This is a genomic window from Aminobacter sp. MSH1, from assembly GCF_003071665.1.
Taxonomy (GTDB): domain Bacteria; phylum Pseudomonadota; class Alphaproteobacteria; order Rhizobiales; family Rhizobiaceae; genus Aminobacter; species Aminobacter niigataensis.
In genome coordinates this window covers 4,869,582-4,896,432 of the sequence record NZ_CP026265.1, presented here as the reverse complement: position 1 = coordinate 4,896,432, position 26,851 = coordinate 4,869,582, and the positions used below count along the sequence as shown (strand labels likewise).

21 protein-coding genes are annotated in these 26,851 nt (G+C 63.0%); 8 read left to right on the top strand and 13 right to left on the bottom strand.

All coding sequences use genetic code 11. The features are described 5' to 3' along the window. Positions 1 to 21: 21 nt before the first annotated feature. The 3 genes from edd to zwf all read right to left on the bottom strand — a co-directional run bounded on the left by edd (position 22) and on the right by zwf (position 4,150). Positions 22 to 1,845 carry a phosphogluconate dehydratase gene (edd, locus tag CO731_RS24085; RefSeq protein WP_108609158.1) on the bottom strand — a complete coding sequence of 608 codons (1,824 nt, stop codon included), beginning with the start codon at positions 1,843 to 1,845 and terminating at the stop codon, positions 22 to 24. Between the two features lie 128 nt (positions 1,846 to 1,973). Next, positions 1,974 to 2,675: a 6-phosphogluconolactonase gene (pgl, locus tag CO731_RS24080; protein WP_108609157.1), complete on the bottom strand. Its 702-nt coding sequence runs from the start codon at positions 2,673 to 2,675 to the stop codon at positions 1,974 to 1,976. Positions 2,676 to 2,680: 5 nt separating this feature from the next. Next, positions 2,681 to 4,150 carry a glucose-6-phosphate dehydrogenase gene (gene zwf / locus CO731_RS24075; protein ID WP_108609156.1) on the bottom strand — a complete coding sequence of 490 codons (1,470 nt, stop codon included), beginning with the start codon at positions 4,148 to 4,150 and terminating at the stop codon, positions 2,681 to 2,683. A 259-nt stretch (positions 4,151 to 4,409) separates the two neighbouring features. On the opposite strand from zwf, the gene CO731_RS24070 reads away from it, so the two are divergent. Further along, positions 4,410 to 5,156 (top strand): SDR family oxidoreductase, encoded by a 747-nt coding sequence (locus CO731_RS24070; RefSeq protein ID WP_108609155.1) that lies wholly within the window; start codon positions 4,410 to 4,412, stop codon positions 5,154 to 5,156. Positions 5,157 to 5,264: 108 nt separating this feature from the next. After that, entirely contained in the window at positions 5,265 to 6,389 is a 1,125-nt protein-coding gene (locus tag CO731_RS24065) for a beta-ketoacyl-ACP synthase III (RefSeq protein ID WP_108609154.1), read from the top strand. Here CO731_RS24065 and CO731_RS24060 read toward each other — a convergent pair. From CO731_RS24060 to CO731_RS24045, 4 genes are all read right to left on the bottom strand, one after another. Then, positions 6,386 to 7,087, bottom strand: coding sequence for an RNA polymerase sigma factor (locus tag CO731_RS24060; protein WP_108609153.1), 702 nt, complete (start codon positions 7,085 to 7,087; stop codon positions 6,386 to 6,388). The two genes, CO731_RS24065 and CO731_RS24060, sit on opposite strands and share 4 nt — an antisense overlap. Positions 7,088 to 7,312: 225 nt before the next feature. Beyond that, complete coding sequence (locus CO731_RS24055; protein ID WP_108609152.1) at positions 7,313 to 8,599, bottom strand: FAD-binding oxidoreductase; 1,287 nt, start codon at positions 8,597 to 8,599, stop codon at positions 7,313 to 7,315. A gap of 71 nt (positions 8,600 to 8,670) precedes the next feature. Continuing rightward, positions 8,671 to 8,988, bottom strand: a complete 318-nt coding sequence (locus tag CO731_RS24050; RefSeq protein ID WP_245439946.1) for a four helix bundle protein — start codon at positions 8,986 to 8,988, stop codon at positions 8,671 to 8,673. Positions 8,989 to 9,079: 91 nt separating this feature from the next. Further along, complete coding sequence (locus CO731_RS24045; protein ID WP_108609150.1) at positions 9,080 to 10,513, bottom strand: glutamine synthetase family protein; 1,434 nt, start codon at positions 10,511 to 10,513, stop codon at positions 9,080 to 9,082. Positions 10,514 to 10,662: 149 nt separating this feature from the next. Between CO731_RS24045 and CO731_RS24040 the strand changes: the two genes are divergently transcribed. Continuing rightward, complete coding sequence (locus tag CO731_RS24040; protein ID WP_108610030.1) at positions 10,663 to 11,364, top strand: HAD family hydrolase; 702 nt, start codon at positions 10,663 to 10,665, stop codon at positions 11,362 to 11,364. Positions 11,365 to 11,367: 3 nt separating this feature from the next. Here CO731_RS24040 and CO731_RS24035 read toward each other — a convergent pair whose 3' ends face one another. The 3 genes from CO731_RS24035 to aceA all read right to left on the bottom strand — a co-directional run bounded on the left by CO731_RS24035 (position 11,368) and on the right by aceA (position 13,671). Beyond that, positions 11,368 to 11,808: a response regulator gene (locus tag CO731_RS24035; protein WP_108609149.1), complete on the bottom strand. Its 441-nt coding sequence runs from the start codon at positions 11,806 to 11,808 to the stop codon at positions 11,368 to 11,370. A gap of 235 nt (positions 11,809 to 12,043) precedes the next feature. Then, positions 12,044 to 12,286 (bottom strand): hypothetical protein, encoded by a 243-nt coding sequence (locus tag CO731_RS24030; protein WP_018426579.1) that lies wholly within the window; start codon positions 12,284 to 12,286, stop codon positions 12,044 to 12,046. 95 nt (positions 12,287 to 12,381) lie between these two features. After that, positions 12,382 to 13,671: an isocitrate lyase gene (gene aceA, locus CO731_RS24025; protein WP_018426580.1), complete on the bottom strand. Its 1,290-nt coding sequence runs from the start codon at positions 13,669 to 13,671 to the stop codon at positions 12,382 to 12,384. A gap of 244 nt (positions 13,672 to 13,915) precedes the next feature. Here aceA and CO731_RS24020 point away from each other — a divergent pair, with 244 nt between their 5' ends. Then, a complete protein-coding gene (locus tag CO731_RS24020) occupies positions 13,916 to 15,358 on the top strand; it encodes a helix-turn-helix domain-containing protein (protein WP_108609148.1) in 1,443 nt (480 codons plus the stop codon). Between the two features lie 3 nt (positions 15,359 to 15,361). Here CO731_RS24020 and CO731_RS24015 read toward each other — a convergent pair whose 3' ends face one another. After that, entirely contained in the window at positions 15,362 to 16,591 is a 1,230-nt protein-coding gene (locus CO731_RS24015) for an MFS transporter (protein WP_108609147.1), read from the bottom strand. Then, positions 16,588 to 17,136, bottom strand: a complete 549-nt coding sequence (locus CO731_RS24010; protein WP_108609146.1) for an NAD(P)H-dependent oxidoreductase — start codon at positions 17,134 to 17,136, stop codon at positions 16,588 to 16,590. The genes CO731_RS24015 and CO731_RS24010 overlap by 4 nt, the downstream gene beginning before the upstream one ends. Positions 17,137 to 17,372: 236 nt before the next feature. Here CO731_RS24010 and CO731_RS24005 point away from each other — a divergent pair, with 236 nt between their 5' ends. Both CO731_RS24005 and CO731_RS23995 read left to right on the top strand, forming a co-directional pair. Further along, a complete protein-coding gene (locus tag CO731_RS24005; protein ID WP_108609145.1) occupies positions 17,373 to 18,317 on the top strand; it encodes a DMT family transporter in 945 nt (314 codons plus the stop codon). A 52-nt stretch (positions 18,318 to 18,369) separates the two neighbouring features. Next, a protein-coding gene (locus CO731_RS23995) for an IS3 family transposase (RefSeq protein WP_108606636.1) occupies positions 18,370 to 19,733 on the top strand; the annotation gives its coding sequence in 2 pieces (ribosomal slippage) (positions 18,370 to 18,717 and positions 18,720 to 19,733; 1,362 coding nt in all). Positions 19,734 to 19,865: 132 nt separating this feature from the next. Here CO731_RS23995 and CO731_RS23990 read toward each other — a convergent pair. Further along, positions 19,866 to 20,441, bottom strand: a complete 576-nt coding sequence (locus tag CO731_RS23990) for a site-specific integrase (RefSeq protein ID WP_108610029.1) — start codon at positions 20,439 to 20,441, stop codon at positions 19,866 to 19,868. A gap of 519 nt (positions 20,442 to 20,960) precedes the next feature. Between CO731_RS23990 and CO731_RS23985 the strand changes: the two genes are divergently transcribed. Further along, complete coding sequence (locus CO731_RS23985) at positions 20,961 to 23,657, top strand: PD-(D/E)XK nuclease family protein (protein WP_108609144.1); 2,697 nt, start codon at positions 20,961 to 20,963, stop codon at positions 23,655 to 23,657. After that, the gene (locus CO731_RS23980; protein WP_159091697.1) at positions 23,650 to 26,835 is read left to right on the top strand and encodes a UvrD-helicase domain-containing protein; all 3,186 of its coding nucleotides are present in this window, start codon (positions 23,650 to 23,652) and stop codon (positions 26,833 to 26,835) included. Before CO731_RS23985 ends, CO731_RS23980 begins: the two co-directional genes overlap by 8 nt. Positions 26,836 to 26,851: the final 16 nt, after the last annotated feature.

Genomic DNA, 26,851 nt, shown 5'->3' with positions numbered 1-26,851 from the left:
TGCCTTACTTTCAAGTTGAGGTCACGCCGTCCCGAATGCGCTCGCCCCATGGTCGGCGCGGCCGGCCATCTGGCGGAAGCCGGCGAACAGCTCGCGGCCCATGCCATGTTCGTTGCCGGAGAGGTCGCAGACCGGGGCCGGGCGCAGCGCAAGATCGCCGGCCGGCACCAGCACTTCGAGCGTGCCGACCTCGGCGTCGAGCCTGACGATGTCGCCATCATGGACGCGGCCGATCGGCCCGCCTTCCAGCGCTTCCGGCGTGACGTGGATCGCCGCCGGCACCTTGCCCGAGGCGCCCGACATGCGGCCGTCGGTGACGAGCGCAACCTTGTGGCCCCGATCCTGCAGGATGCCCAGCACGGTGGTCAGCTTGTGTAGCTCCGGCATGCCGTTGGCCTTGGGGCCCTGGAAGCGGATGACGGCAACGAAGTCACGGTCGAGCAGTCCGGCCTTGAAGGCGTCGTTGAGGCCCTGCTGGCTGTCGAACACCAGCGCCGGCGCCTCGATGATGCGACGCTCGGGCTTTACGGCGGAAGTCTTGATGATGGCATGGCCGAGATTGCCGCCGAGCACCTTGAGGCCGCCGCTCGGCTGGAACGCCTTGGATGCCGGTGCCAGCACCTTTTCGTCGCCGCTTTGCTTGGGGGCGGCTTCGCGCACGACGGAGCCGTCGGCACCGAGCTTGGCTTCGACCGCATAAGGGCGCAGCCCTTCGCCCCAGACGGTCTGGACGTCTTCGTGCAGCAGTCCGGCGTCGAGCAGTTCGCGGATCAGGAAACCCATGCCGCCAGCTGCTTGGAAATGGTTCACGTCGGAAAGCCCGTTCGGATAGACGCGGGCGAGCAGTGGAACCGCGTCCGACAGGTCGGAAATATCCTGCCAGGTCAGGCGGATGCCGGCGGCCGCCGCCATGGCGATCAGGTGGATGGTGTGGTTGGTCGAGCCGCCAGTGGCATGCAGGCCGACGACGCCGTTGACCACCGAGCGCTCGTCGATCATGCGCCCTGCGGGAATGTATTCGTTGCCGAGCGCGGTGATCGCCAGCGCGCGCTTGGCGGCCTCGCGCGTCAGCGCATCGCGCAGCGGCGTGCCCGGATTGACGAAGGAGGCGCCCGGCGTGTGCAGGCCCATGATCTCCATCAGCATCTGGTTGGAATTGGCGGTGCCGTAGAAGGTGCAGGTGCCCGGGCCGTGGTAGGACTTCGATTCCGCTTCGAGCAGTTCTGGGCGGCCGACCTTGCCCTCGGCGTAGAGCTGGCGGATCTTGGCCTTCTCGTCATTGGGCAGGCCCGAGGTCATCGGTCCCGCGGGCACGAAGATCGCGGGCAGGTGGCCGAAGGTAAGTGCTGCGATCACCAGACCCGGCACGATCTTGTCGCAGACGCCGAGATAGACGGCGGCATCGAACATGTTGTGGCTGAGGCCGATGGCCGCCGACATGGCGATCACGTCGCGCGAGAACAGCGACAGCTCCATGCCGGGTTGGCCTTGCGTGACGCCGTCGCACATTGCCGGCACGCCGCCTGCCACCTGGGCGATGCCGCCGGCTTCGCGCGCAGCATCCTTGATCAGCTGCGGATAGGTCTCGAACGGCTGATGTGCCGACAGCATGTCGTTGTAGGAGGTAATGATGCCGATATTGGCGACCTTGTCGCCACCCAGCGCCACCTTTTCCGAAGGGCTGCACACGGCAAAGCCATGGGCGAGGTTGCCGCAGGAGAGCACGCCTCGGTTGGCAGTCTTGCCGGCGGCGTCATCGACGCGGCCGAGGTAAATCTCGCGGCTGACCCGCGAGCGCTCGCGGATGCGTTCGGTGATGGCTTGGATGTCGTTCCTGGCGGTCATGACCTCAGTCCTTTCAACTCGGTGCCCGAACCGGGGGAGCTTCGGGCCTGCGGCATGGTCCGTGAGGGGGCATGCCTTGTTCAACGCGCCACGGCGCCATTCGGACGCCGGTGACGCGAGCGCCCGTCTCAGGGCGCCCAGTAGATCTCGGCGGCGCGGGGCACCCGGTCGAGCACGGTGCGGATCGGCAAGGCCGGTTCCGAAGTCAGCGCCGCCTCAATGACGTTGCGCTTCTCCGCGCCTTCGATATGGACGACGACAAGCCCGGCCCCGACCAATGCGGGCAGCGTCAGCGTCAGCCGGGGTTCGCCGGCGCTGCCGGCATGAACCGGCATGACGATGCGCGCCGAAGCCGTATCGAGCAGGGCGTCGAGCCCGTCCGCATCCGGGAAGAACGAAGCCGTGTGGCCGTCGCCGCCCATGCCAAGGATCGCCGCATCGAGCGGCCAGGGCAGGGGCTTCAGCTCGGAGTCTGCAAGGTTTGCGCCTTCCTCGACATTCGCAGCCTCATGGAACAGCGGTGCGAAACGGGCAGCCGACGCCGCGTTCTGCAGCAGGTTGGCCTTGGCAAGCGATGCGTTGGAACGCGGCGAACTCTCAGGCACGAAACGCTCGTCGACGAGCGTCACGATAACCTTGCTCCAGTCGAGCGCTTCCTTCGACAGTGCGGCAAAGAAGCGGCCAGGCGTCGAGCCGCCCGAAACGGCCAGGAACGCTTCTCCGCGGCGCCCGATCGCAGCCCGCAACGCGTCAGCCACAGCACTTGCCAGCGAAGCCGCCAGCTCTTCCCGCGTGGCAAACTCGTTCCAGTGGGGCGCAATGCCAGCCATGGCGCTCAATTGCTCTCGTGCCAGGTGCGGCCGTCGCGCTCGATCAGCGCGATCGACGCAGACGGACCCCAGGTGCCGGCGGTGTAACCCTGGGCTTCCTGGCGGCTGCCTTCCCAGGCGTGCTGGATCGGGTCGATCCATTTCCACGCCGCCTCGACCTCGTCGCGGCGCATGAACAGCGTCTGGTTGCCGCGCACCACGTCCATGATCAGGCGTTCATAGGCGTCCGGCGCGCGCCCGTCGAACGACTGGGCAAAGCTCATGTCGAGCGGGATCTGACGCAGGCGCATGCCGCCCGGACCCGGGTCCTTGATCATGATGAACTGCTTGACGCCTTCGTCCGGCTGCAGGCGGATGACCAGCTGGTTGTTGAAGATCGGCCCGGCACTTTCGCCGAAGATCGAATGCGGGATCGGCTTGAACTCGATGACGATTTCGGAGACGCGCGACGCCAGCCGCTTGCCGGTGCGCAGGTAGAACGGCACGCCGGCCCAGCGCCAGTTGGCGATCTCGGCCTTGATGGCGACGAAGGTCTCGGTGGTGCTGTCGGCACCGAGTTCCTCGATGTAGCCTTTCACCGGACCGCCGGCGGAAGCGCCGGCGCGGTACTGGCCGCGCACCGTTTGCTTGGGCGCCTCGTTGCCGTTGACCCGCTTCAGCGCGTTGAGAACCTTCAACTTTTCGTCGCGAACCGCATTCGCGTCCATCGAGGCGGGCGCTTCCATGGCGACGAGGCAGAGCAATTGCAGTATGTGGTTCTGCACCATGTCGCGCAGCGCGCCTGCCTTGTCGTAGTAGGTGACGCGGTCTTCCAGGCCGACGGTCTCGGCCACCGTGATCTGCACATGGTCGATATGGGCGGAGTTCCACAGTGGCTCGTAGAGCGCGTTGGCAAAGCGCAACGCCATCAGGTTCTGCACCGTCTCCTTGCCGAGATAGTGGTCGATGCGGAAGATCTGGTGCTCGCCGAAATCGTCGCCGATGATGTCGTTCAGCGCCTTGGCTGACTCCAGATCGCGGCCGATCGGCTTTTCCACGACGATGCGCGAGTCGGCCGTAACCAGCTTGTGCGCCTTGAGGTGGTCGGAAATGTCGCCGAACAGGCTCGGTGCCACGGCGAGGTAGAAGACGCGGATGCGCTTGCTGTCGCCAACCGACTTCTTCAGCTCGGCAAAGCCGTCGCCGGACTTGGCGTCGACGGTGACGTAGCTGAGCCGGTCGAGGAAGGTCTTGAGCTCGGCCTCTTCGATGTATTCCGGCTTGACGTGATCGGAGATCGCCTTCTTGGCGAAGGCCCGGAATTCCTTGTCGTCCATCTTGGTGCGCGACGCCCCGATGATGCGCGTCGGCTCGGAAAACTGGTGGTCGCGCTGGCGGTGATAGAGCGCCGGCAGCAGCTTGCGCTCCGACAAATCGCCGGTGCCCCCGAAAATGATGAAGTCGAAAGGATCGACGGGGATGATCTGGCTTGTCATGTTCTATCCGTTTCCAGGACGGCCGTGATGTCGCCGACCGATATATGCTAATCGATTTAAAAACGCCAGTGCCTCGGTGTCACAGTTTCGTTTTCGATGCTGCGATCATGTCCACCGAGCATAGGGCTTCAGCGCTCCCGTTTCCAAGAATAAGCCTCCGGCGCCGGTGCAGTGGGCGCACTACCTCGCGCCCAGCATTGCGATGAACTGTGACGACCGCTAGACCGGACATGCAGAAAATCTACGGGGCGGCAGGACGATGCGACTCAAGGACAAGGTAGCGATCATAACAGGTGCGGCAGCCGGCTTCGGCGAGGGCATGGCGAGGCGTTTTGCCGAGGAGGGGGCGAAAGTGGTCGTCGCCGACCTGAATGCGAGGGAAGCCGAGCGCGTCGCGGCCGAAATCGGCAATGATGCGATTGCAGTCACCACCGACGTGTCGCAACGCTCCGAATTCGACGAACTGGTCTATGCCACCAAGAGCGCCTTCGGTCGCATCGACATCATGGTCAACAATGCCGGCTACACCCATCGCAACGGCGACCTCGTCGGTGTCGAGGAAGACGTCTTCGACCTCATCACCGCCGTCAACATGAAGGCGATCTATCATTCCGCCCGCGCCATCGTGCCCATCATGGAGCGCCAGGGCGGCGGCGCGATCCTCAACACGGCCTCGACGGCAGGGCTCAGGCCGCGCCCGGGGCTGACCTGGTACAATGCGTCGAAGGGCTGGGCGATCACCGCCACCAAGTCGATGGCGGTCGAACTGGCGCCCAGGAACATCCGCGTCAATTGCCTCTGCCCGGTTGCCGGCGAAACCGGAATGCTGGAAAAATTCATGGGCAAGGATACGCCGGAGATTCGGGAAAAGTTCAAAGCTTCGATCCCGCTCGGCCGCTTCTCGACCCCGCTCGACATCGCCAATGCTGCGCTGTTCCTCGTTTCCGACGAGGCATCGCTGATTACCGGCGTGGCTATGGAGGTCGACGGCGGGCGCTGCATTTGAGCGTTTCTGCCGCGAGGTAACCGCGTCTCGGCCTGAAATGGGGCCCGCAACGCTTGACCGGCGGCGTCGGAACCCTATTCCAATGGTTGAAAACCAGCAGGAAACGCCATGCACAGGGTTGCGATTAGCGGTACCGGCATCTTCACGCCGGAGGAAGTCATCACCAACGCCGAGTTGGTGGCCTCCTACAACGAACATGCCCACCGCCAGAACAGGCTCCATGCCGACGCCATCGAGGCCGGCGAGCGTGAGCCGATGGCGATGTCGTCGGAAGAGTTCATCGTCAAGGCATCCGGCATCGAGCGCCGCCACGTCGTCTCGAAGTTCGGCATCCTCGATCCCGGCATCATGCATCCGGTGCTGCCCGAGCGCGAAGAGGACGAACTGTCGCTGATGGCCGAGATTTCGGTCAAGGCGGCCGACAAGGCGATGAAGAAGGCCGGGCTCACCGCTGCCGATATAGACGCCGTCATCTGCGCTGCTTCCAATCACGAGCGTGCTTATCCGGCGATTGCCATCGAGGTGCAGCAGGCGCTCGGCATCAAGGGCTTTGCCTTCGACATGAACGTCGCCTGTTCCTCGGCGACCTTCGGCATCCAGCTTGCAGCCGACATGATCCGCACCGGCTCGGCCCGCGCCATCCTGATGGTCAATCCGGAGATCACCTCTGGCCACCAGGAATGGCGCGACCGAGACTGCCATTTCATCTTCGGCGATGTCTGCACAGCAGTCGTGCTCCAGCGCACCGACGATGTGAACACGGACAACGCCTACGAGGTGCTGGCCACCCGCTGCCTGACCGAATTCTCCAACAACATCCGCAACAACAACGGCTTCTTGCGCCGCACGCGCGAAGGCCACATGGCCGACCGCCGCGACATGCAGTTCCATCAAGAGGGCCGCAAGGTCTTCAAGCAGGTGGTGCCGATGGTGGCCGAACTGATGCTGGGCCACCTCGCCGACCAGGGCATCGAACCGGCCAGCCTGTCGCGGCTGTGGCTGCACCAGGCCAACAAGGGCATGAACGACCTGATCGGCTCGCGGGTGCTTGGCCGCGAGCCAAGCCGCGAGGAGCAGCCCAACGTGCTGCAGGACTACGCCAACACCTCCTCGGCCGGCTCGATCATCGCGTTTTCGAAGTTCTCCGACGACCTGCCCTCGGGCAGCCTCGGCGTGATCTGCTCGTTCGGTGCCGGCTATTCCGCCGGCAGCGTCATCGTCAGGAAGATCTAGGCTTCTCCGCGAAGCCGCTCGACCACCCGGTCGGCCATGCGTTCGCAGCGCCAGCCATTGAACGGGAACAATTCGGCAAAGCCTGTCGAGAGCCTTCTTTCGATGGCTGTCCGCATCAGCCGGCGCGCCCGAAACAGGCGCGTCTTGACGGTTTCCGGCTTGATCGAGAGCTGGGCTGCCGTCTCTTCGATGCTCATTTCCTCGACATCGCGCAGGATGAAGACGAGGCGGAAGATCTCCGGCAATTCGTCGATTGCCTGTTCGAGCAGTTCGCGCGCTTGCCCGCGAGCCAGTTCGGCGTCGGCGCCGGGCGGGGTCAGCGATGTCGGAAACATGATTACCTGGCCTCCGTTGGCTGCGGCAGCGACATCCAGTTCCTCCAACTCGGCGACAGGCCGTCGCTTGCGGATGCGGGTGAGCGCTTCGTTGAGCGCGATCCGCGTGAGCCATGTCGAAAACAGTGCGTCGCCCTTGAAGCTGTCGAGCCTGGTGAAGGCCTTGACGTAGGTTTCTTGCACCACGTCCTCGGCCTCCGCGTCGTCGCGGGTGACGGTTCGGGCGACGCGGAAGAGCCGCTGGTTGTTGCGCTTGATGAGCGCGCGGATGGCATTTTCGCCGCCTTGGCGCGCGAGTGCCACCAGTTCCTCGTCGCGGTGTCCGTCGAGATCGACCTGTTGCCGCAAGATTGCCAGGTGCATGTTGTCGCCTCCATTTTTCGGTCCGGCGCTGCCATCGTTGCAACTTGTGCAGGCGGCATGCAGATGTCGATCCGCCCGAACATGCTGGTGTGTGCATGCGGCACCTAACGATACCCTGTTGGTAGCCCCCGCGCCATGCAGCGGCTTCCGAACCATTGGATGCGGCCTGTCGGAAAAGGTTCCCGGGCAAGGGCGGTATTGGTGCGGGATGTGCGTTTTGCCGGGCTATATCCTGTCCCGCAGGGCGAACCAGTTGAGCGCCAGAAACAGCAGCGGCGCGCGGAAGCGCCGGCCGCCGGGAAAGGGCGGGATCTTCAGGTCCTCGACCAGCTTGAGCCGGTCGCGGTTGCCGGCGACGGTCTCGGCGTAAAGCTTGCCGAAGAAGTTGGACAGCATCACGCCGTGGCCGGAATAGCCGCCGACGGAGATGACGTTGGGCATCACCTCGCGCACGAAGGGCTTGCGCGGCACCGTGATGCCGACATAGCCGCCCCAGCCATGGGTGATCTCGACATCCCTGAGCTCAGGATAGATCTCGGCGATCTGCTTGCGGATGTGGATGTGGATGTCCTTGGGGTCGTTGACGGCGTAGATCTCGCGCCCGCCGAATAGCAGCCTACCATCCCTGGACTTGCGGAAATAGCGCACCACGAAGCGGGAATCGTCGACAGACTCGCCGCCGGGGATCACCTTTGAGTCCGCGCCTAGCGGTACGGTCGCGCCGATGAACGAGCCGATCGGCATGATATGCGAGGCGCTGATCGGCTCCAGCTTGCCGCCATAGGCGTTGACCGCGATCAGGCATTTCTGCGCCGTGATGGTGCCGCGCTCCGTCGTCACGCGCACCTTGCCGCCTTGCGAGGTGATGCCGGTCGATTGCGTCTTCTCGAACAGCTGTGCGCCGGCTGCCGCCGCGACCCTTGCGGTGCCGATCACCAGCTTGAGCGGGTGGATGTGGCCCGTGCCTGTGTCGCGCGTGCCGCCGTAGTAATGCGTCGAACCCAGCCGCTCCGCCGTTTCCCGCGCGTCCATGAAGGTGATGTGCGGATAGTTGAAGCGGTTCGCCATGATCTCGGCATGGGCCTTGTAGTCGTCGACGTAGCGCGGTTTGTGCGCCACCGACATCTGCCCGGGCATGTAGTCGATGTCGATGTCGTTGGTGGCCGAGAATTCCAGCAGATGCGCCTTGGCGTCTTCCGCGAGGTCGAACAGCGCCTTGGCGCGGGTGAAGCCGTATTCGCCCTCCAGTTCCTCCGCCCAGGCACGCTGGCCGGTGCCGAGCTGGCCACCATTGCGCCCCGATGCACCGTCGCCGAAGCGATGCGCCTCGATCAGCACGACATTGGTGCCTGCCTTGGCAAGATGCGCCGCTGCCGAAAGCCCGGTGAACCCGCCGCCGATGATGACGACGTCGGCCTGCTTGTCGCCGTCGAGGGCAGGGTACGCGGGCCGCGGGCCGGCGGTGTCTTCGTACCAGGAAAGGCCGGGCGAGATGGGGGAGAGGTAGGGCATGGTGGCTTTCGGAACGGAGCGGGCGGTAGGGGAGTAAGGGAGTAGGGGGTAGGGGAGTAGGGGAAGAGGCGCTAGTCGCTGGACAGCTTTCGGATCAGCAGACGTAGTAGTTTCCCCACACTCTCTGCGCCCGAGAGCAGCGGGTCTGTCGTAGCCTTTGGGGCAATGCCGGTTCGCTGGGCGATTATCAGTTGGGTTTCCAACTCTTTCAGCGATCCTTGCGCGATGCGGAGAAACTGTTGATAGGAGCCGCGGACCTCTCTCCCATAGCCCTCGGCTATGTTGGAGGGAACGGAAGCAGCGGCACGTCGCACCTGGCTTGTCAGGCCGTAGAGCTCTTCCCTCGGCCAGGTTTTCGTCGCGCCGTAGACCGCTACGGCAAGGTCCATCGCCTGCTGCCAGACAATCAAGTCCTTGTAGGAGCCGGATTTCTCGGTCACTTCTTCCCCTACTCCCCTACTCCCCTACTCCCCTACTCCCCTAGACGTTCAGCAACAAATACTCCCGCTCCCACGGACTGATCACTTCCATGAAGGTCTCGAACTCGGCCCGCTTGATCGCCGCATAGGTGGTGGCGAACGACCGTCCCAGGAGCGAGGTCAGTTCCTCGTCGGCCTCGAACAGGTCGACAGCTTCGAGCAGTCCGCGCGGCAGGTCGATCTCGTCCTCGTTGGCGGTGGTCAGCACCGGCGCTTCGGACGGCAGCTTGTTGGTCAGTCCGATCAACCCGCAGGCCAGCGATGCGGCGAGCGCCAGGTAGGGGTTGGCGTCCGAAGACGGGATGCGGTTTTCGACGCGCCGCCCGCCCGGATCGGAACGCGGTACGCGGAAGGCGGTGGTACGGTTGTCGTAGCCCCATTTGTTGTTGACCGGGGCGGAAGCCGCCTGCGTCAGCCGGCGGTACGAGTTGACGTAAGGCGCAAACATCACCAGCGCATTGGGCACATGCTTCTGCATGCCGCCGATGAAGTGGAAGAAATCCTCGGTCTCCGAGCCGTCCTCGGCGGAAAAGATGTTCTTCCCGGTCTTCTTGTCGATGATCGACTGGTGGATATGCATCGCCGAACCCGGCTGGCCCTGGATCGGCTTGGCCATGAAGGTGGCGTAGGTATCGTGCTTCAGCGCTGCTTCGCGGATCGTGCGCTTGAACAGGAATACCTGGTCGGCAAGTTCGATCGGGTCGCCGTGACGCAGGTTGATCTCGAGCTGGCCCGCACCTTCCTCGTGGATCAGCGTGTCGATCTCCAGGCCCTGGGCCTCGGAGAAATGGTAGATGTCGTCGATCAGTTCGTCGAACTCGTTGACGCCGGCGATGGAATAGCCCGCGCCGCCGCCGATGGGACGGCCGGAGCGGCCGACGGGCGGGGTCAGCGGATAGTCCGGGTCGGGGTTCTTGCGAACCAGGTAGAACTCGATCTCGGGTGCGACGACTGGCTTCAGCCCGCGCTTTTCATAGGCGGCGAGCACGCGCTTGAGCACGTTGCGCGGCGTGAACTCGACGTGGCGCCCGTCCTGGTGGACGAGGTCGCAGATCACCTGCGCGGTGGGGTCATCCTCCCACGGAACCACACTCAGCGTCGACAGATCGGGCACCAGCTTCAGGTCGCCGTCATCTTCGGGATATTCGAAGCCGTTGCCGTCTTCGGGATAACCGCCGGAAATGGTCATCATGAACACTGCGGAAGGCAGCGCCAGCGAGGTGTTGGAGGTGAACTTGCTCGACGGCATCATCTTGCCGCGGGCGACCCCTGCCTGGTCGGGCGTGATGCACTCGATGTCCTCGATGCCGCGCCATTCCAGCCATTCGGAGGCTTCTTTCCAGTTGCGTACACCGCGCGTGTTCTTGACGAAAGCAGGCGTGCGGGCGCGAGCCCTCCGAGCGGTCGGACGGACTTCCTTCTTTGCAGGCGGCATCAATCACCAGGTTGTGGTTGCAGGTTACCGAGTATAGCCGGGCCTGATGACGGAAGAAAAGGGGGGCAAATCAGCGATTCTAGCGAGTTGTGAGGTCCGGAATGCTGGTTTTCGGGCGATTCTTGACCTAGATGATCGCCATGACCTCCATTTCGACCCGCCTTTCCACCATCGGATTCGATGCCGACGACACGCTGTGGCAGAACGAACAGTTCTTCCGCATGACCGAGCGGCATTTCGCCGAACTTCTGGCCGATCATGGCGAGCAGGAACAGCTCATGTCGCGCTTGCTCGAAGCCGAGAAGCGCAATCTCGGCACCTATGGTTTCGGCATCAAGGGCTTCACGCTGTCGATGATCGAGACGGCGATCGAGGTGACCGAGGGCCGCGTGCCGGCTTCGGTGATCGAAAAGATCCTTGCCGCCGGCCGCGAGATGCTGAGCCACCCGATCGAGACGCTGCCGCATGTCCACGACACGCTTGAAGCGCTCGCCGGCCGCTACCGCCTGGTGCTGATCACCAAGGGCGACCTGTTCGACCAGGAGCGCAAGCTGGCGCAGTCGGGCCTTGGCGATTTCTTTGACGCCGTCGAGATTGTCAGCGACAAGTCGCGCCCGACCTACGAGCGCATCTTCGCCCGCCACGGCGATGGTCCCGACAGGGCGATGATGGTCGGCAATTCGCTGAAATCGGACGTGGTGCCGGCGATCGAGGCAGGCAGCTGGGGCGTCTACATCCCTCACGACCTGACCTGGGCCTACGAGCATGTCGACGAGCCGACCGCTGCGGAGCGCTTCCGCAAGCTGCCGCATCTCGGTGAGCTGTCGGAGCTTCTGAAAGGTCTCGGCTAGGCCTCAGCCGCGGCCGACGAGCTTTTCGACGACGGGCTGGAGCCGCTCCGGCGTGATCGGCTTGGCGACCACGATGTCGACGGCGCTGGGCAGCGACAGGCTCTCAGGCGTGCCCGCCCGGTTGGACAGCAGGATCACCGACGGCAGCTTGTTGCCCGACGCGAGTCTCAGCGACATGATCGATGGCATCAGCGCATCGCAATCCTTGTTGTCGCTTCCACCGTCCAGGATGATCGTGCCCGGCGCCATCCTGCGCAGCACCGACAGGGCGCTGTCGGGCTCCTCGGAGATCGTCTTGAGGCCCGAGCGTTCGACGATCTTGGCGACCACGACGCGATTGATCGGCGAGCGACTGACGACCAGCACCTTCGACAGGTCGGCAATCTGGTGATCGCGCGCATTCGTACCCGGGGCGTGGCCCGGATTCAGGTCATTTCGCTTCATTGGCTTGGCCGACAGCTGGGGGGGCGATTGTTCAATGGGAGGTTGCGTTCGGTCCCATACGTTTCGCGTCATGTATGAGAAGTGTCAAGTAATACACTCAAAATGAGGTGTAACTTTAGTCGTAAGTTTCAGCATTCCCGCATGTTCGCCACAGACCAGCTTGCAGTACCTTAAAAGCAAGTCCCGCCCACGGCATGGCCGCGGACGGGACCCGGGGGGCAAGGGGGAAGTGAGTTTAGCCGTGCGGCTGCTGGGTGACGATGACCGGGATCAGCAGGTCGCCCCAGTTTCCGTTGCCGCCATGGTGGCGGGCCGAGCGGACCAATTCCACCGACACGCCGGCCTCGACTGCCTTCATGACCGACTGGTTGAGCCGGTGCAGGTCGTTGGCGACGATACGGATCACGGCCTGCTGGTCGGCGCTCATCGTGGTCGCCTGTTCTTCGGCTCGTTCCTTGACACGGGTACGCGGTGCCATCGTGGTTCTCCTCGGTGTTGCCTTTGCCCTGTTGGGCGTTGCCTCTGGCAGGTGCCCGGAGGCAATTGCCTCCGGGGCTTTTTCTGTCGTCAGGCCTATTCGGCGGCCGGACGGAACTGTTCGTGTTCGGTCGACTCGTGCATCGCGGTCGTCGACGACTTGCCGCCGGTGATCGCCATCGACACGGCGTCGAAGTAGCCGGTGCCGACCTCGCGCTGGTGCTTGGTCGCGGTGTAGCCGTTGACCTCGGCTGCGAATTCCGCTTCCTGCAGCTCCGAGTAGGCCGCCATCTGGCGGTCCTTGTAGCCGCGGGCCAGCTCGAACATGCCGAAGTTGAGCTGGTGGAAGCCAGCCAGCGTGATGAACTGGAACTTGTAGCCCATCGCACCCAGCTCGCGCTGGAACTTGGCGATCGTCGCGTCGTCGAGGTTCTTCTTCCAGTTGAACGATGGCGAGCAGTTGTAGGCCAGCTTCTTGCCCGGATGCGCCTTGTGCACGGCTTCGGCGAACTTTTTCGCCTGGGCGAGGTCCGGCTTGCCGGTTTCCATCCAGATTAGGTCGCAGAACGGAGCGTAGGCGATGGCACGGGCGATGCAGGGCTCGATGCCGTTCTTCACCTGGTAGAAGCCTTCCACGGTGCGGCCGGCATCCTTGTCGACGAAGGGCTGGTCGCGCTCGTCGATATCGGAGGTCAGCAGCTTGGCAGCTTCGGCGTCGGTGCGGGCGACGATCAGCGTCGACGTGCCCATCACGTCGGCGGCGAGACGAGCCGCATTGAGGTTGCGGATGTGCGCAGCGGTCGGGATCAGCACCTTGCCGCCGAGATGGCCGCACTTCTTTTCCGAAGCGAGCTGGTCTTCGAAGTGCACGCCGGCAGCGCCCGCCTCGATGAAGGCCTTCATGATCTCGAATGCGTTGAGCGGGCCGCCGAAGCCGGCTTCCGCGTCTGCCACGATCGGGGCGAACCAGGTGTCGACCGACAGGCCCTTGCCTTCCGAGGTCTCGATCTGGTCGGCGCGCTGCAGCGTGCGGTTGATGCGCTTGACCAGCTCAGGCGCGGCATTGGCCGGGTAGAGCGACTGGTCGGGATACATCGCCGAAGCGGTGTTGGCGTCGGCAGCGACCTGCCAGCCCGAGAGGTAGATCGCCTTCAGGCCGGCGCGAACCTGCTGCATCGCCTGATTGCCCGACATGGCGCCGAGTGCGTTGACGAAGTCTTCCTCATGGATGAGCTTCCACAGGCGATTGGCGCCCATCTCGGCCAGGGTCTGCTTGATCTGGACGGAGCCGCGCAGCCGCTTCACGTCCTCCGGCGAGTAGGGGCGCTCGATGCCGTCGAAACGGCCTTCCGGGGCTGAAGGGACGAGGTTGTAAAAATCGGTCATTGTCGACTCCGTCTGGTCACTTGGTTCTAGGGGCGGCCACCGCGTCTTGGGTTTTTGCGGCGATTTCTATGTGACTTGTTTTACATCCCAGCGCCAAACCAGCCAGAAAATTCAACAATTTGCGGCCGACTTTAGGGAAAACCTGTATTGTGTTTGACAGATAGCGACTGTAAAATTGTAAAAAATGTAAAAGGATGGGTAGGGTGAAACCCCTACTTTCGTTGTAAAAATGGTGTAAAAGCCGATGGCCGAGCAGAAAATCTTTGCCGGACCGCGCATCAGGCGCATCCGCAACCAGAAGGGGCTGACCCAGACGGCGATGGCCGAGGGGCTCGGCATTTCGCCGTCCTATCTCAATCTCATCGAACGTAACCAGCGGCCGCTGACGGTCCAGCTCATCCTTAAACTCGCCTCGGTCTACAAGGTCGACCCCGACGAGCTGCAAGGCGAGGCGCGCGGTTCAATCGCGGCACTACGCGAGGTCTTCGCCGACCCGCTGTTGTCTGGCGAGTTGCCGGGCGACCAGGAGCTGGTGGAGATCGCCGAGGCTGCGCCCAATGCGGCGGCGGCGGTCATCAAGCTGTTCCGCGCATATCGCGAGCAGGCCGAACGTCTTTCCGACCTGACCGAGCTTTTGGCACGCGAGGGGCACACAACTGCGTTGTCAGGTGCGCGCCTGCCGATCGACGAGGTGCATGAGGTCTTCGAACGCCGGCCCAATCATTTCACCTCGCTGGAAGAGGAAGCAGAGGCGTTCACGACGCTGCTCGACCCTGGCGATGATCTGTTCGGCGCATTGAAGGCCTGGCTCCGGCGCGAGCACGGCATCGTCGTCAAGGTGTTGCCGGTCGCCACCATGCCCAACTGGCGCCGCCGTTACGACCGCCATTCGCAGCGTCTTTTCCTGTCGGAGCGGCTGTCACCGTTCGACCAGCTGCGTGAAGTCGCGATGGAAGCGAGCCTGATCCGCATGCAGGTGGCGGTCGCCGCCGAGCTTCAGGCGCTGAAACTCACCTCGGACGAGGCACGGCGGCTTGCCCGTTTCGAACTCGGCCGATACGCAGCACACGCGCTGATGATGCCTTATCAGGCGTTCCACGCAGCCGCCCAGCGCGCCCGCTACGATGTCGATGTGCTGCGTTCGCGTTTCGGCGTGTCGTTCGAGCAGGCGGCCAATCGGCTGACTATGCTGCAGCGGCAGGGCACTTCGTCGGTGCCGTTCTTCATGCTCGAGGTCGACAATGCCGGCAACCGCTTCCGCAAGGCCGGCGCGCAAGGGTTCCCGCAAAGCCGCTTCGGAGGCGGGTGCCCCAAACTGCCGGTCCATGCCGCCTTCACCCAGCCCGGCCAGATCTTCGTCGAAGCCGTCGAGATGCCTGATGGTGCCGAATTCCTCTGCGTCGCCCGCACGCTGGAAGGGCCGCAGGGTGCTTTCAGCGAACGGCCGAGGCGCACGGCCATCCTGCTGGGTTGCGACATCGCCTTCCGCGACGAGATCGTCTATGGCGCGGCCTTGCCCGCCCAGGCAGTCGGCGCCAAGCCGGGTGTCGTGGCCGCGACGCCGATCGGGCCCGCTTGCCGGCTTTGCGAACGCTCGGGCTGCCTGTCCCGCGCCGAGCCGCCGATCACGAGGCCGCTCGGCCTCGACGAGATGGTGACCGGCCTGTCGGCCTTCGATTTCCAATAGGCTTCAGGCGACAGAAGCCGGAACGCGCCGCGCATATGTGACTGCTATTGCCCCAGCGAGCATGGCAATAACGCCGACACCTGCGCCCACGTAGACGTAGGTGTTGGCAAATCCGAATGCCGCAATCATTGGCTGGCTGACGAAGGGCGAGATGAAATGGCCGGCGAAGACGCTTGCCGTCATGCCGCCGGCAATACGCCCGCGCATGTCGGGAGATGCGGCTGCCATGGCGGCGGCGGCGATGTTGGGCATCATCATGCCGAGCCCCAGGCCAACCACGCCTGCCGCTGCCAGCACCGGCGCGAGCGTTTCCGCCAACCCGAGGAGTACATAGCCGATGGCGGTCAGGCCGAAGGCGAGGCCGAACACACCGGTCGTCCCGAGCCTTGCTCGCAACCGGTCATAGGAAAGGGCGACAACTGCCCCCACCATGTTGCCCACGCCGATCGCCAGCCCGGCCACGGCAGGTGAACCAATGCCCATGGCGTTGAGGTGGAACGGCAGCTGCGTCGGCAGCAGGTAGAATGCGACGCTGTTGATCACCGCCGCGGCATAGACTGCCATGACGGCCAGCCACAAGGTGCCGCTGCCGCTTGGTGCGGACGCTGCATGGGTGGAGGGTTGTGCGCGAACCGGCTCCTTGATGAAGGCCATCACCGCCGGGATCAGCAGCAGCGACAGCCCGTAAACGGCAAACGGCGCGCGCCAGTGCATTTCGGCGAGCATGCCGCCACCGGTCAGGAAGATGAGGCTACCAACGCCGACGAATGCCGACTGATAGCCCATGAAGCGGTCGCGTGCAGGTCCGCTGAAATAGTCGCCGACAAGCGCGGTTGCGGTGGTCATGACGCCGGCCACCGCCACGCCGAGCAACGCCCTGCCGATCAGCAACCCCACCAGAGAATTGCCGAAGATGCCCGACATGCCGCTCAGGCCATAGAGCAGTGCGGCTGCGATCAGCAGCGGCCGACGGCCAAAGCGGTCGGCCAGCCCGCCGGCGAAGGGCGCGCAGATCACGATGAACAGCGCTGGCAGGGTGAGCACCAGCCTGGTCAGGATCGCGACATTGGCGCTGCCGGCGAAATGGGCTTCGATCGCCGGCAACGACGGTGCAATGGTCGCGCCCGACATGATGGTCAGTGAACTGATCAGCAGCAGCGTCGTATTGCGCGCGGCATGGCGCTCGGGGGCAGGCGTCGCATTCGCGACCTGGACTTGCTGGGCGATGTTCATGCTGCCACCTCGAAATAGGGCGCGTTGGCGCGGGCTTCGCGCAGGTTGACTGCCCACCACCGCAGGCGGGCCAGCAAGACGGCCAGCGCCCGGTGTGGTTCCCCGGGTTCGATCAGCGCGCCGCTGGCATCGAACTTCTTCGAAGCGAAGGCAAAGCTCACCGTGTCGCGAATCGCCACGACGTGAAGTTCGGCAAAGACCAGCCGTAGCTGCTCGATCGCGCGCAGGCCACCGGAGATGCCGCCATAGGATACGAAGGCAAGCGGCTTAGCCTGCCATTGGCGGTTGTGCGCGTCGATCAGCGCTTTCAGGTCGGCGGTGTAGCCGTGATTGTATTCGGGCGTCACGATGATGAACGCATCCGCCTCGTCGAGGCGGCGCGCGATGTCGTGGCGGTCGTGGCTGAGGTCTCGCGGATCGACCAGCTCGAGCGCGAACTGGTCATGCCCGCGGATCTGGGAGGCGACCCAATTGACCACGACGTCGCAGAAACGGCCCTGGCGGGCGCTGCCATAGATCACAGCGAGCTTGGTTTTCGGCGGCATTTCGGCGTGGCTCCAATTCAATTCGGGCGTCGGAGCCGTGTCTTTAGAACCTCAAGGTAAGTTGAGGTCAAGCGCATAAGTGACAGGATCTGAAAGTTCTTGAGTGCACATATGCGGCTTATGCAAGTGCCCTAACGGGATAGGGGCACTGGACCTCGCCAACGCGGGGCTGCTCGGCTATCGGAGGCAAGGCGTGTGCGGTCCAACCACGCCAAGGGGAGGCGACGGACGCACGCATGGGCGAACAGGCATCGACATCGCAGTTGGGCTCGACCGGCAGCACAGGCGAGCAGCGCATTGGTGTGGTGTTGGTCTTCCTGTCGGCGCTGATGTGGAGCCTGGGCGGCGCCATTGCCCGTTTCATCGAGCAGCCGGACAGCTGGACAATCGTGTTCTGGCGCTCGTTCTGGGCGGCTGCCTTTCTGCTAGCCTTCATGGCTTGGCGCGACGGCATGCGCGGCACGCTGCGCTTGTTCCGTGAGATGGGGGTCCCGGGCTTGCTCGTGGCGATTTGCTTTGCCACCGCCTCGACCTCGTTTGTCGTGGCGCTTGCCTACACCACCGTCGCCAACATCCTGCTCATGCAGGCCGGCGTGCCGCTGCTGGCGGCGCTGTTTGCCTGGGTCCTGTTTCGCGAACGCGTTGCCACGGCGACATGGGTAGCGATCTTCGTGGTCATCCTTGGCGTCGCCATCATGGTCTCCGAATCGCTCGACGGCGCCGTGTCGCGCATTGGCGACGGCCTCGCTCTGTTGATCGCCGTGGCGTTCTCCATCGCCACCGTCATCACCCGTCGATTCGCCCATGTCCGGATGACGCCGGCCACATGCCTGGGCACCTTGATCGCCGCGACCTTTGCCGCTTCACAAGCGTCGATGTTTGTGGTGACGCCGCACGACATGGGTTTCCTGTTCGCTTTCGGCGCGCTCAATCTTGGCCTCGGCCTTGCCTGCTTTGCCACCGGCGCGCGGCTCATTCCGGCGGCCATTGCCGCGCTGATCGGGACTTTCGAGACGTTGCTCGGCCCGATCTGGGTCTGGCTCGTCCACGCTGAGGTGCCGTCGACGCGCACCATTGTCGGCGGAGCCGTCATCTTCTCGGCCTTGCTGGTGCATCTGACCTTGGAATTCAAGCGCCAGGCACGGCCCTGTCCCCCGTCAGCGGCTATGGCACAGATTTGAGGTTGTGATTTAAGGAGGATTTGGGCTTCGTCGTAGTGACGAAGGAACGAAGATGAAGCCCAAATCCTCCAATTCAAAATCACCGACCAAGCCCCCTGCAGAGCGGGTGGTCAAGGACATCCGGCGTCAGACCCGCCGCCACTTCTCGGCCGAAGACAAGATCCGCATCGTGCTTGAAGGTCTTCGCGGTGACGACAGTATCGCCGAGTTGTGCCGCAAAGAGGGCATCGCGCAGAGTCTGTACTACAGCTGGTCCAAGGAGTTCATGGAAGCCGGCAAACGCCGCCTGGCCGGGGACACCGCCCGTGCGGCGACCTCCGGTGACGTGCAGGACTTGCGCCGCGAAGCCCGTGCGCTGAAGGAGTGCGTGGCGGACCTGACGCTGGAAAACCGCTTGCTTAAAAAAAGCATGATCGCGGATGGGGGCGACGACGAATGAGGTATCCCGCATCCGAGAAGCTGGAGATCATCCGTATCGTCGAGCAGTCGCACCTGCCGGCCAGGCGGACGCTGGACCAGCTCGGCATTGCCCGCCGGACCTTCTACCGCTGGTATGACCGCTACCGGGAAGGTGGGCCGGAAGCGCTGGAGGATCGCCCTTCGGCGCCGAACCGGGTGTGGAACCGCATTGGCGAGGACATCCAGGACCAGATCGTCGAGATGGCGTTGGAGGCGACCGACCTCAGCCCACGCGAACTGGCCGTGCGCTTCACCGACGAGAAACACTACTTCGTGTCGGAAGCCACGGTCTACCGGTTGCTCAAGGCCCATGACCTGATCACCAGCCCAGCCTATACGGTAATCAAGGCGGCCGATCAGTTCCACACCAAGACCACGCGGCCGAACGAGATGTGGCAGACCGACTTCACCTACTTCAAGATCATCGGGTGGGGCTGGATGTACCTCTCGACGGTGCTTGACGACTTCTCGCGCTACATCATCGCCTGGAAGCTATGCACCAACATGCGGGCCGAGGACGTGACCGACACACTGGACCTCGCGCTCGCCGCCTCGGGCTGCGACAGCGCCACCGTTCTACACAAACCCAGGCTGCTATCGGACAATGGCCCCAGCTACATCGCGGGCGAGCTGGCCGAATACATCGAGGCCAACAAGATGAGCCATGTGCGCGGCGCGCCGTGCCACCCGCAGACCCAAGGCAAGATCGAGCGCTGGCACCAGACCCTGAAGAACCGCATCCTGTTGGAGAACTACTTCCTGCCCGGCGACCTCGAAGCCCAGATCGAGGCCTTCGTCGAGCACTACAACAACCAGCGTTACCACGAGAGCCTGGCCAACGTGACGCCTGCCGATGTCTACTTCGGCAGGGCACAGGCCATCATCAAACAGCGCGAAAGGATCAAACGAAAAACCATCGAATATCGGCGCTTGCAGCACCGCAAGCTCGCAGCCTAACATCAAATCCCAGACGAGGCCCGCTCTCCGCTAGTCTACGCCCCAATCTGCGCCAAATGTTCTGACGACGGACACGGCCACGTCCTGACGGGCGGCGTTTCCGTGACTTGTCGGAACCGTTCATAGTGGTTCTCAAACCCGAGCCACGATCCGACGTTGGGCGTCTGTGTCTCCGTCAATATAGCCTTGTGTGACGGCAATAGATCGATGGCCGGCGAGGAGTTGAACGTCGCGAAGACAACCGCCCGATTTGTGGGCGTTGCGGGCGGCGGCGGTGATGAATGTTCGTCTTCCCGAATGAGACGAACAGCCTTCGAACCCGACGTGGCGATAGAGTTCGACGAACCAGTTCACGATGCTGTTCGGTCGCATCGCCCCGCCTCGGCTTGACCGAATGACCGGACCCCGACCATCTCCGTCTTTTTTCAGTGTCGAGAGAACGTGTCGCAATTCCGGGTGGATCGGAATCCGCCGTCCCGATCCTCGTTTGGCAATGCGGTCCTCGACCATCATTGTGATTCCGACCATCCCTCGTGCATCGAGGACCATCGACCAGTCGAGACCGGCAATCTCGCAAGCTCTCAATCCGGCCTTTGACGACAGGAGGATAATGGTCCTGTCCCGGTTCGGATTCGCGGAATGGCGGACGTGGGACAGAATTTTCCGTAACATCCCGTCCTTGATGACTTTTGCCTGACGTCCGGCCATTCGGTCCTCCATTCTGTCGAGACTATTGTGGTGAATATATAGGAATATAATCCTAAAGTCAAGCCGGTAAGGCACCTCGAAAATCTCAGTGTTGCGAGGGATTGCGGTCGAGCAATGCTGGCCTGTTTCCCCGAAGGCGGGGTTGGCAGCATGACGGTCGAAGGAGTGAAAGAAACCGGAATCCAACATTCTCTGTTGGGGGGCTTGTGCCCTCGTGGGTATCAAGAAGCCGGCACCGAGGTTATCGCAGAAGTCCGATCCTTCTTCTGTCCACGGCCTCCTGAATCATCCCTTCAAATACACTGAAGAAAACCTCGAGATTTTCGGCATCATTACGCCTGTTGATGTCGTCACTGAATATTCATGCGAAGACGATTGACCCAGGTATATGGCGGCTTCATCTTGCGGTCTTAGTTGGGGCGGGACTGGACTTCGGCTGAATCGAGGGGGGCGACCGAATCTGTCGCCCGATGGCGTTAGCGCTGTGTGAATTCAGTACGCGGAGCTGTCGGAGTGGCTATGTTTGAGTGGGGAGAAATCCAATATGTACATCCCGTTTCTGGGGCGATCCGGCCGGTAACCGTCGAACTTTTACGCGCCGCCTACCTCGTTCCGCGTCAACAGCAACATTTCGACATTAAATTCGCACTTGCGGGTGTGGTCGATGCGCCGTGGCGCAACAGCTTTGAGGTGGCACCGGGGGAAACCGCGGCGGCGGTCGACCGCGCCCTTCGCGAATTGATGCTGGCGACGAGCACGTTGCGGATGCCGCAAATGGACCTCTCGGCGCTGCCCGCAGGCAGTCGCGCAAAGCGTCATCTGACCTCTTTGCTGGCTTTGTGGGAGATCAGCGGAGATAAGCTCCCCGATGATCTCTGGGTAATGCGCCATGTTCTGGAAGCATCTGCGACTGACGCAATTGAAAGTCTGCCGATTCTGAACAGTGATTGCCGTACCTTGTGTGTTGCTGAGGGGGCTTTGCTCGCTCGGCTTCTCGAACATCATGGTGCGGCGCCCGATCACCTTCGCGCGGAACATGCCGAAGGAGTGGCAACACGACGGAAGAGAGCGGATGCCGCGACCCTCCTCGGGCAAATCCAGCGACGGCTTCTGGACGACAAGGAAGGCAGGTGCGCACCCGACTGCACCGTGATCGCGTATGGTGTTCGCGATGCCGCGATGGAAGCTGACGTTGCTGCGGGCATGGTTCAGCAGATGCTCGAACAAAGTCCGTTGCTGTCGCCAGCCGAAATAGGCCTGCTTCTGCCGTCCGACACCGCCTATTCGATCTATGTTCGAGAAGCCTTCGGTCGCGCGGGCCTGCCTCTTTCGGGCCTTCCCGCGCCCCTCGATCAGAAGGATCTGGCGGCCGAAGCAGTGCAGCATTTTCTGCTTGCGCGCCGCGTTCCGGCACCGGCCATGGCGCTCGCTTCCCTGCTGGCGTCGCCGTTGATGCCATGGGCTGATGATGTCGGGCAGGAAATGGCAAACGCGGTCATGAGCGGAGACTACCGCCCGCATGCGGGCAAATCGCTTGAGGGCAAGTCCGCGTCGCTCTACCGGACTATTAGGTACGACGCCGAATCGACCACGCGAGCGCTCGCCGAAGCCCTCGCCGTGCTAGGGCGTTCGATGACATCGCGTCCGGAACTCCAGCCGTATGTTCGCCGTACACAGGACCTTGTCGGCCAGTTGCGTGCAGTCCTCCTTGCGCCGACGGAGACGGCCGAGCCGCCGTGGGACCGTTTGCTGCGCATGACGGCGATGGTGCCGCCGACCGCTTCGGCAGTCGTCACACGGACGACGTCGGGTGTGACGGTTTTCCTAGATACGGCGAACCCATGGCGGGAGATTTCTCATCTCATCGTGCTTGGTTTCGCCGAAGGCGCATTTCCAGGGTCCGTGGCAGCGAACCCTTTTTTCCTCGACCGCGAACTCGAACTGATCGGCGACATATGCGGACTATCCATGCCGACGCGGGCGAGGGAGCTGTCCGAACGGATGGACCTCTTCCGCCGCCAGATCGGCATCGCGTCGCATAGCCTGACACTGCTTTGCCCATATCGCGATGGGATGGGCGCCAGGCTGGCACCTGCGGCATCACTGCCACTTTTCACACGCTGCATCCAGGGCGTCGGGGAGCCTGAGAATTTCATTTTCGATCTCGACGACATCGCCGAGGAAGCCTGGCCCAATGCCGTTCCTCGCGCCCTTGAAACGAAGAGTATGCCGCCCCTGTCCCCGATCGAGGTTCCATCTCATCTGTTGCTCGGCCGGGACCTTATGACATTGCGCACCAAGGAGGACGGTACGGTCAAGCGTCAGTCTCCGAGCCGCCTCGAGACTTTGATTGTCAGCCCGCTCTCTTGGCTCCTTAACGAGTTGGAGGCGACCGAGGCGGTGTGGTCGCCGGAGACGGTCGATGTGCTGCGCAAAGGCCTGTTGGCCCACGAGGTTTTCGAGCGGCTCTTCCGTCCAGGCGAGGCTTTGCCGGCGAAGCAAGAAATAGAGGATCGTGTGCCGAAGCTGCTAACCGAGCGCATCCGCCAGACAGCCCCCTTCATGCAAGCCAGTGCCTGGGCGCTGGAGCGCCAATCGCTGGTACGGGAGATCACCATGTCCGCGCTCGGCTGGCGCGAGGCATTGGAAACCCACGGGGCGACCGTGATCAACAACGAGTTCTGGCTGCGCGGCAGCATCTTCGGCATCGAAGTGCATGGCAAGGCGGATTGTCTGCTGCGGCTGGAGGACGGGCAGTTGATTATCGTCGACCACAAGAAAAGCGGGACGAGGAACCGGCAGGGCCGACTGCAGGCTGGTTGGGATCTACAGGTTGAACTGTACCGGACAATGGCGAAAACACCTTCTTTGGAGGAGAAGATAGACGAGACCCGCGAGCTTCTCGCTAGCGCCAATCGCGTCGGCGTCGCCTACCACCTGATGAACGACAGCGGCATGCTGGTTCATGGCGCGGCTATCGCGGCGAACGGACATTTTACCAGTATCGACAGTGACATCTCGCATGCGGCGATGGGCAAGCTGGGCGACGAGGTGGCGCGGCTGCGAGGCGGCAAAGTGAAGCTAAACCGGGAGGGTGACCGAAAATTCTTCAGCACCCAAGCAAAGATGGGGCTCTACGCATTCGACGCAAGCCCGCTGATCGATGCCTTCACCTACGCTCCTGCCGAAAAGAATGAGGGAACGCCCGATGAGTAACCTCCATCTGGTGCCGGCAGGGGCGGGGGCAGGCAAGACGCACAGGATCATGACGACGCTCACTGATTGGGTGAAGTCGGGTGTGGTACGCCCGGAGCGCATTCTGGCCGTTACTTTTACAGACGCTGCGGCGAGCGAGTTGCGTCAGCGCATTCGCACGAGCCTGCTTGAGGCGGGTCTCGTGGATGCGGCTCTCGCAATCGACAGGGCCTACGTCTCCACCATCCATGCGCTTGGGTTGCGTATCCTGACCGAACACGCCTTGGCAAACGGTTCATCGCCGATGCCGAGACTGCTCGCCGACGAGGAGCGCGACCTACTGTTGCGGCTGGAAATTGCGCGTTGCGAGCGCCTGAGATTGCTCAGCGAGGATCTTCCGCGCCACGGCTACCAGGGCGGGTTCGACGGCGAGACGACGATCGAGGGCTCGTTCCGGGAGCAGGTCTTCTCCACGATCAACCTCCTGCGCAACCTAGGAGACCGCGCCAGCTATACCGGACTGGCACGAATGGCCCAGGAAGCGATACGGGTGACATACGGAACCTGCGTGCGCGATGGGGGCGCACTGGGCGACCAGCTGAATCACGCGGTGACGGCCCTCGTTGCGGCGTTCCCGTCCGGGGTGGGGCACATCACCGATGCCAAGACCGCGAAGGCGGCGTTCGAGGACGACCACCGACAACTGCGAAGGGCGCGGGATCGGTCCATTCTAGATCGCGACTGGCGGCTCTGGTCGAGGCTGCGTAAGCTGCGCCAGTCGAAAAGAGGGTGTCCCACGCCGGACGGCTATGACGAATACGCTGCGGCCGTGATTGCGGCTGCCGATATGCTGTCTGTCCATCCCGGACCTCTGGCGGACGCCTGCGAGCAGGTCGCAGCACTTGTCGAAGGCGCTCAGGAAATCCTGGCCGGATATGCCGAGCGCAAGCGCGAGCTTGGCGTCATCGACTATGCGGACATGGTCACGAATGCCGAGTGCCTGCTGCGGCAGGACAATGGCGTGCTTGCGTCCCTCCTAGCGGAAATCGACTGCGTGATCGTGGACGAGTTCCAGGACACCAACCCCATCCAGTTTGCACTCCTTTGGCGTCTAGGCCGAGCGGCGGCGCGCACGCTGCTCGTCGGAGACATCAAGCAGGCCATCATGGGCTTTCAGGGCGCGGACTCGCGCCTGACCGAAAGCCTTGTTGCGGCCAATGCCGACAAGGTTCAGCCGCTCAACAGGAATTGGCGGTCGGACGCGCGGATAATGGCCTTTGTGAACGCAATCGGATCCCGTCTTTTCCCCGTCGAGTATCTTACCCTTTCGCCCCAGCGACCGTCCGGTGTGGAAAGCGCCCTTGAGGTTCTCGACATTGAAAAGGGTCGTGCGAGCCGCTCTCCCGCCGCTCGGCCGGAGCATCATGTCGCAGCACGGCTGTTCAACGTGCTTAAGGATAGCAAGCAGTGGGTGGTCGATCGCCGTACGCAGAGAAAGAGGCGCCTTGAGCCGCGCGACGTTGCTGTCTTGTGCCCGACACATTCGCTGTCGACGCGATATGCCGCAGCGCTGCGGGCGCTCGGCTTGCCGGTACGTGTCAATGGGGGCGGCTGGTATTCGAGCGCACTGGTTCGGGCGGCAAGGGACGCACTCGCGCTCGCCAGTGACCTTTCGGATCGCCATTCAGCTCTTTGCTTCGCTACACTGGGCCCGGTCCGAATTCCGCTTCAAGACGCGCTGCAAAGGCTAGCCGATGGGACGTTGCTCGAAGGGCCCACCTTTGCATGGCTGAACGCGCTGTCGCCATGCGCTAAGCTTCTCCCCCTGCCGACGCTCCTGAACGCTGTCATTGACGCCGCCGGGTTGCGGGACTGGGCTGAGCAACAACAGGACCCGCGACAGGCGCGTGCCGACCTGCTGCGGCTGGAAGCGGAGGCGCAAGGGTTCATCGAGACGCATCGCGACATGAAGGCGGCTGCAGGGTTCTATGGCAGCGACGCCAAGGTCTTTCTCGGCTGGCTGCAAGCGCGCCTCGGCGAACGCGATTTCGACCGTCGCCCAGACCCGAGTTCCGGCGCAGCAGACGGCATCGAGATCGTCACCTGGCACGCATGCAAGGGGCGCGAATGGCCGGTTGTGGTCGTTGCCGGTCTCGACCACGATTTCAGCCCGCGGCCAGGTACGCTCTCCACGGTTTTCGAGAGTTTCGAGGATCTGGACGCTGTTCTTGGCCGGGCGAGTGTCCGGTTTTGCCCGACGTTCGCTGCCGAGGAGGTGCGGGATCGATTCCTGGATGAATTGATGCCCAATGCGAATGCCACTGCTCGACGTCTTCTCTATGTCGCGCTGACCCGTGCCCGAGACAAGCTGATCATTGAATGGCCTGCCTTTCACCTGAAAAAGGGCATCGACGAAGAGAAGGGATGCCGTACCTATGCGCAGGTATTGATGTCGGCGTGCGGTCTCTCGCTCGGCGAAGGGAGATTGATGCTGGATAGCGAGGGTTTTCCGGCTCGGATCAGACACTGCCCGGACGATATGCCACCCGAATTTGATGAGGCGGCTGAGATTCCGGCAATCCAGCGACGATACGGTTTCGGCAGGATGGCCATCCTTCCTCAGGCGCCGCGGGAAGCAGGTGCTCCATGGCTCATCCAGCCGTCAGGCCTTGCTCATGCCTCCCTGCCGCTTCCGACGGCCATTGCGCGCGTGGGGGTTGGAACGTCCTTTGACGTGCCGGATCATCTGTTCGGCGCCAATACCGATCGCGGCACCGCACTTCACCAGGCTCTGCGCGTCATGATGGAGCGCCCGGAGATGAAACGCCGGCTGCCTGGCCATACCGGGCTCGATGTGGAGACGGTCGAGCGCGTCGAGCATCAGGCATCCGCCCTGAAGTCCTGGCTGGAGGAAAGGGGACATGCGAGAATTTCACATGAAGTCCCACTTGTCGGGCTGGACGAAAATGGTTCCTCTATGAGCGCCATTGTCGACTGTCTGGCCGAAGGCGATAACGGCCTCGCAATCATCGATCACAAGAGCGACCCCGTGGACGATCTTGAAGGGCGCTTCTCTGTCTATTGGCCGCAGCTTTCTGCCTATGTCGAGGCTGTCAGTCGGGCATGGCCGGAAAAGAGAGTTAGCCTCGTCGGCATCCACTGGATGACGAGAGGTGTGGTGACCTTCAGTGAATTTTGATTTCCGCACCGACCCA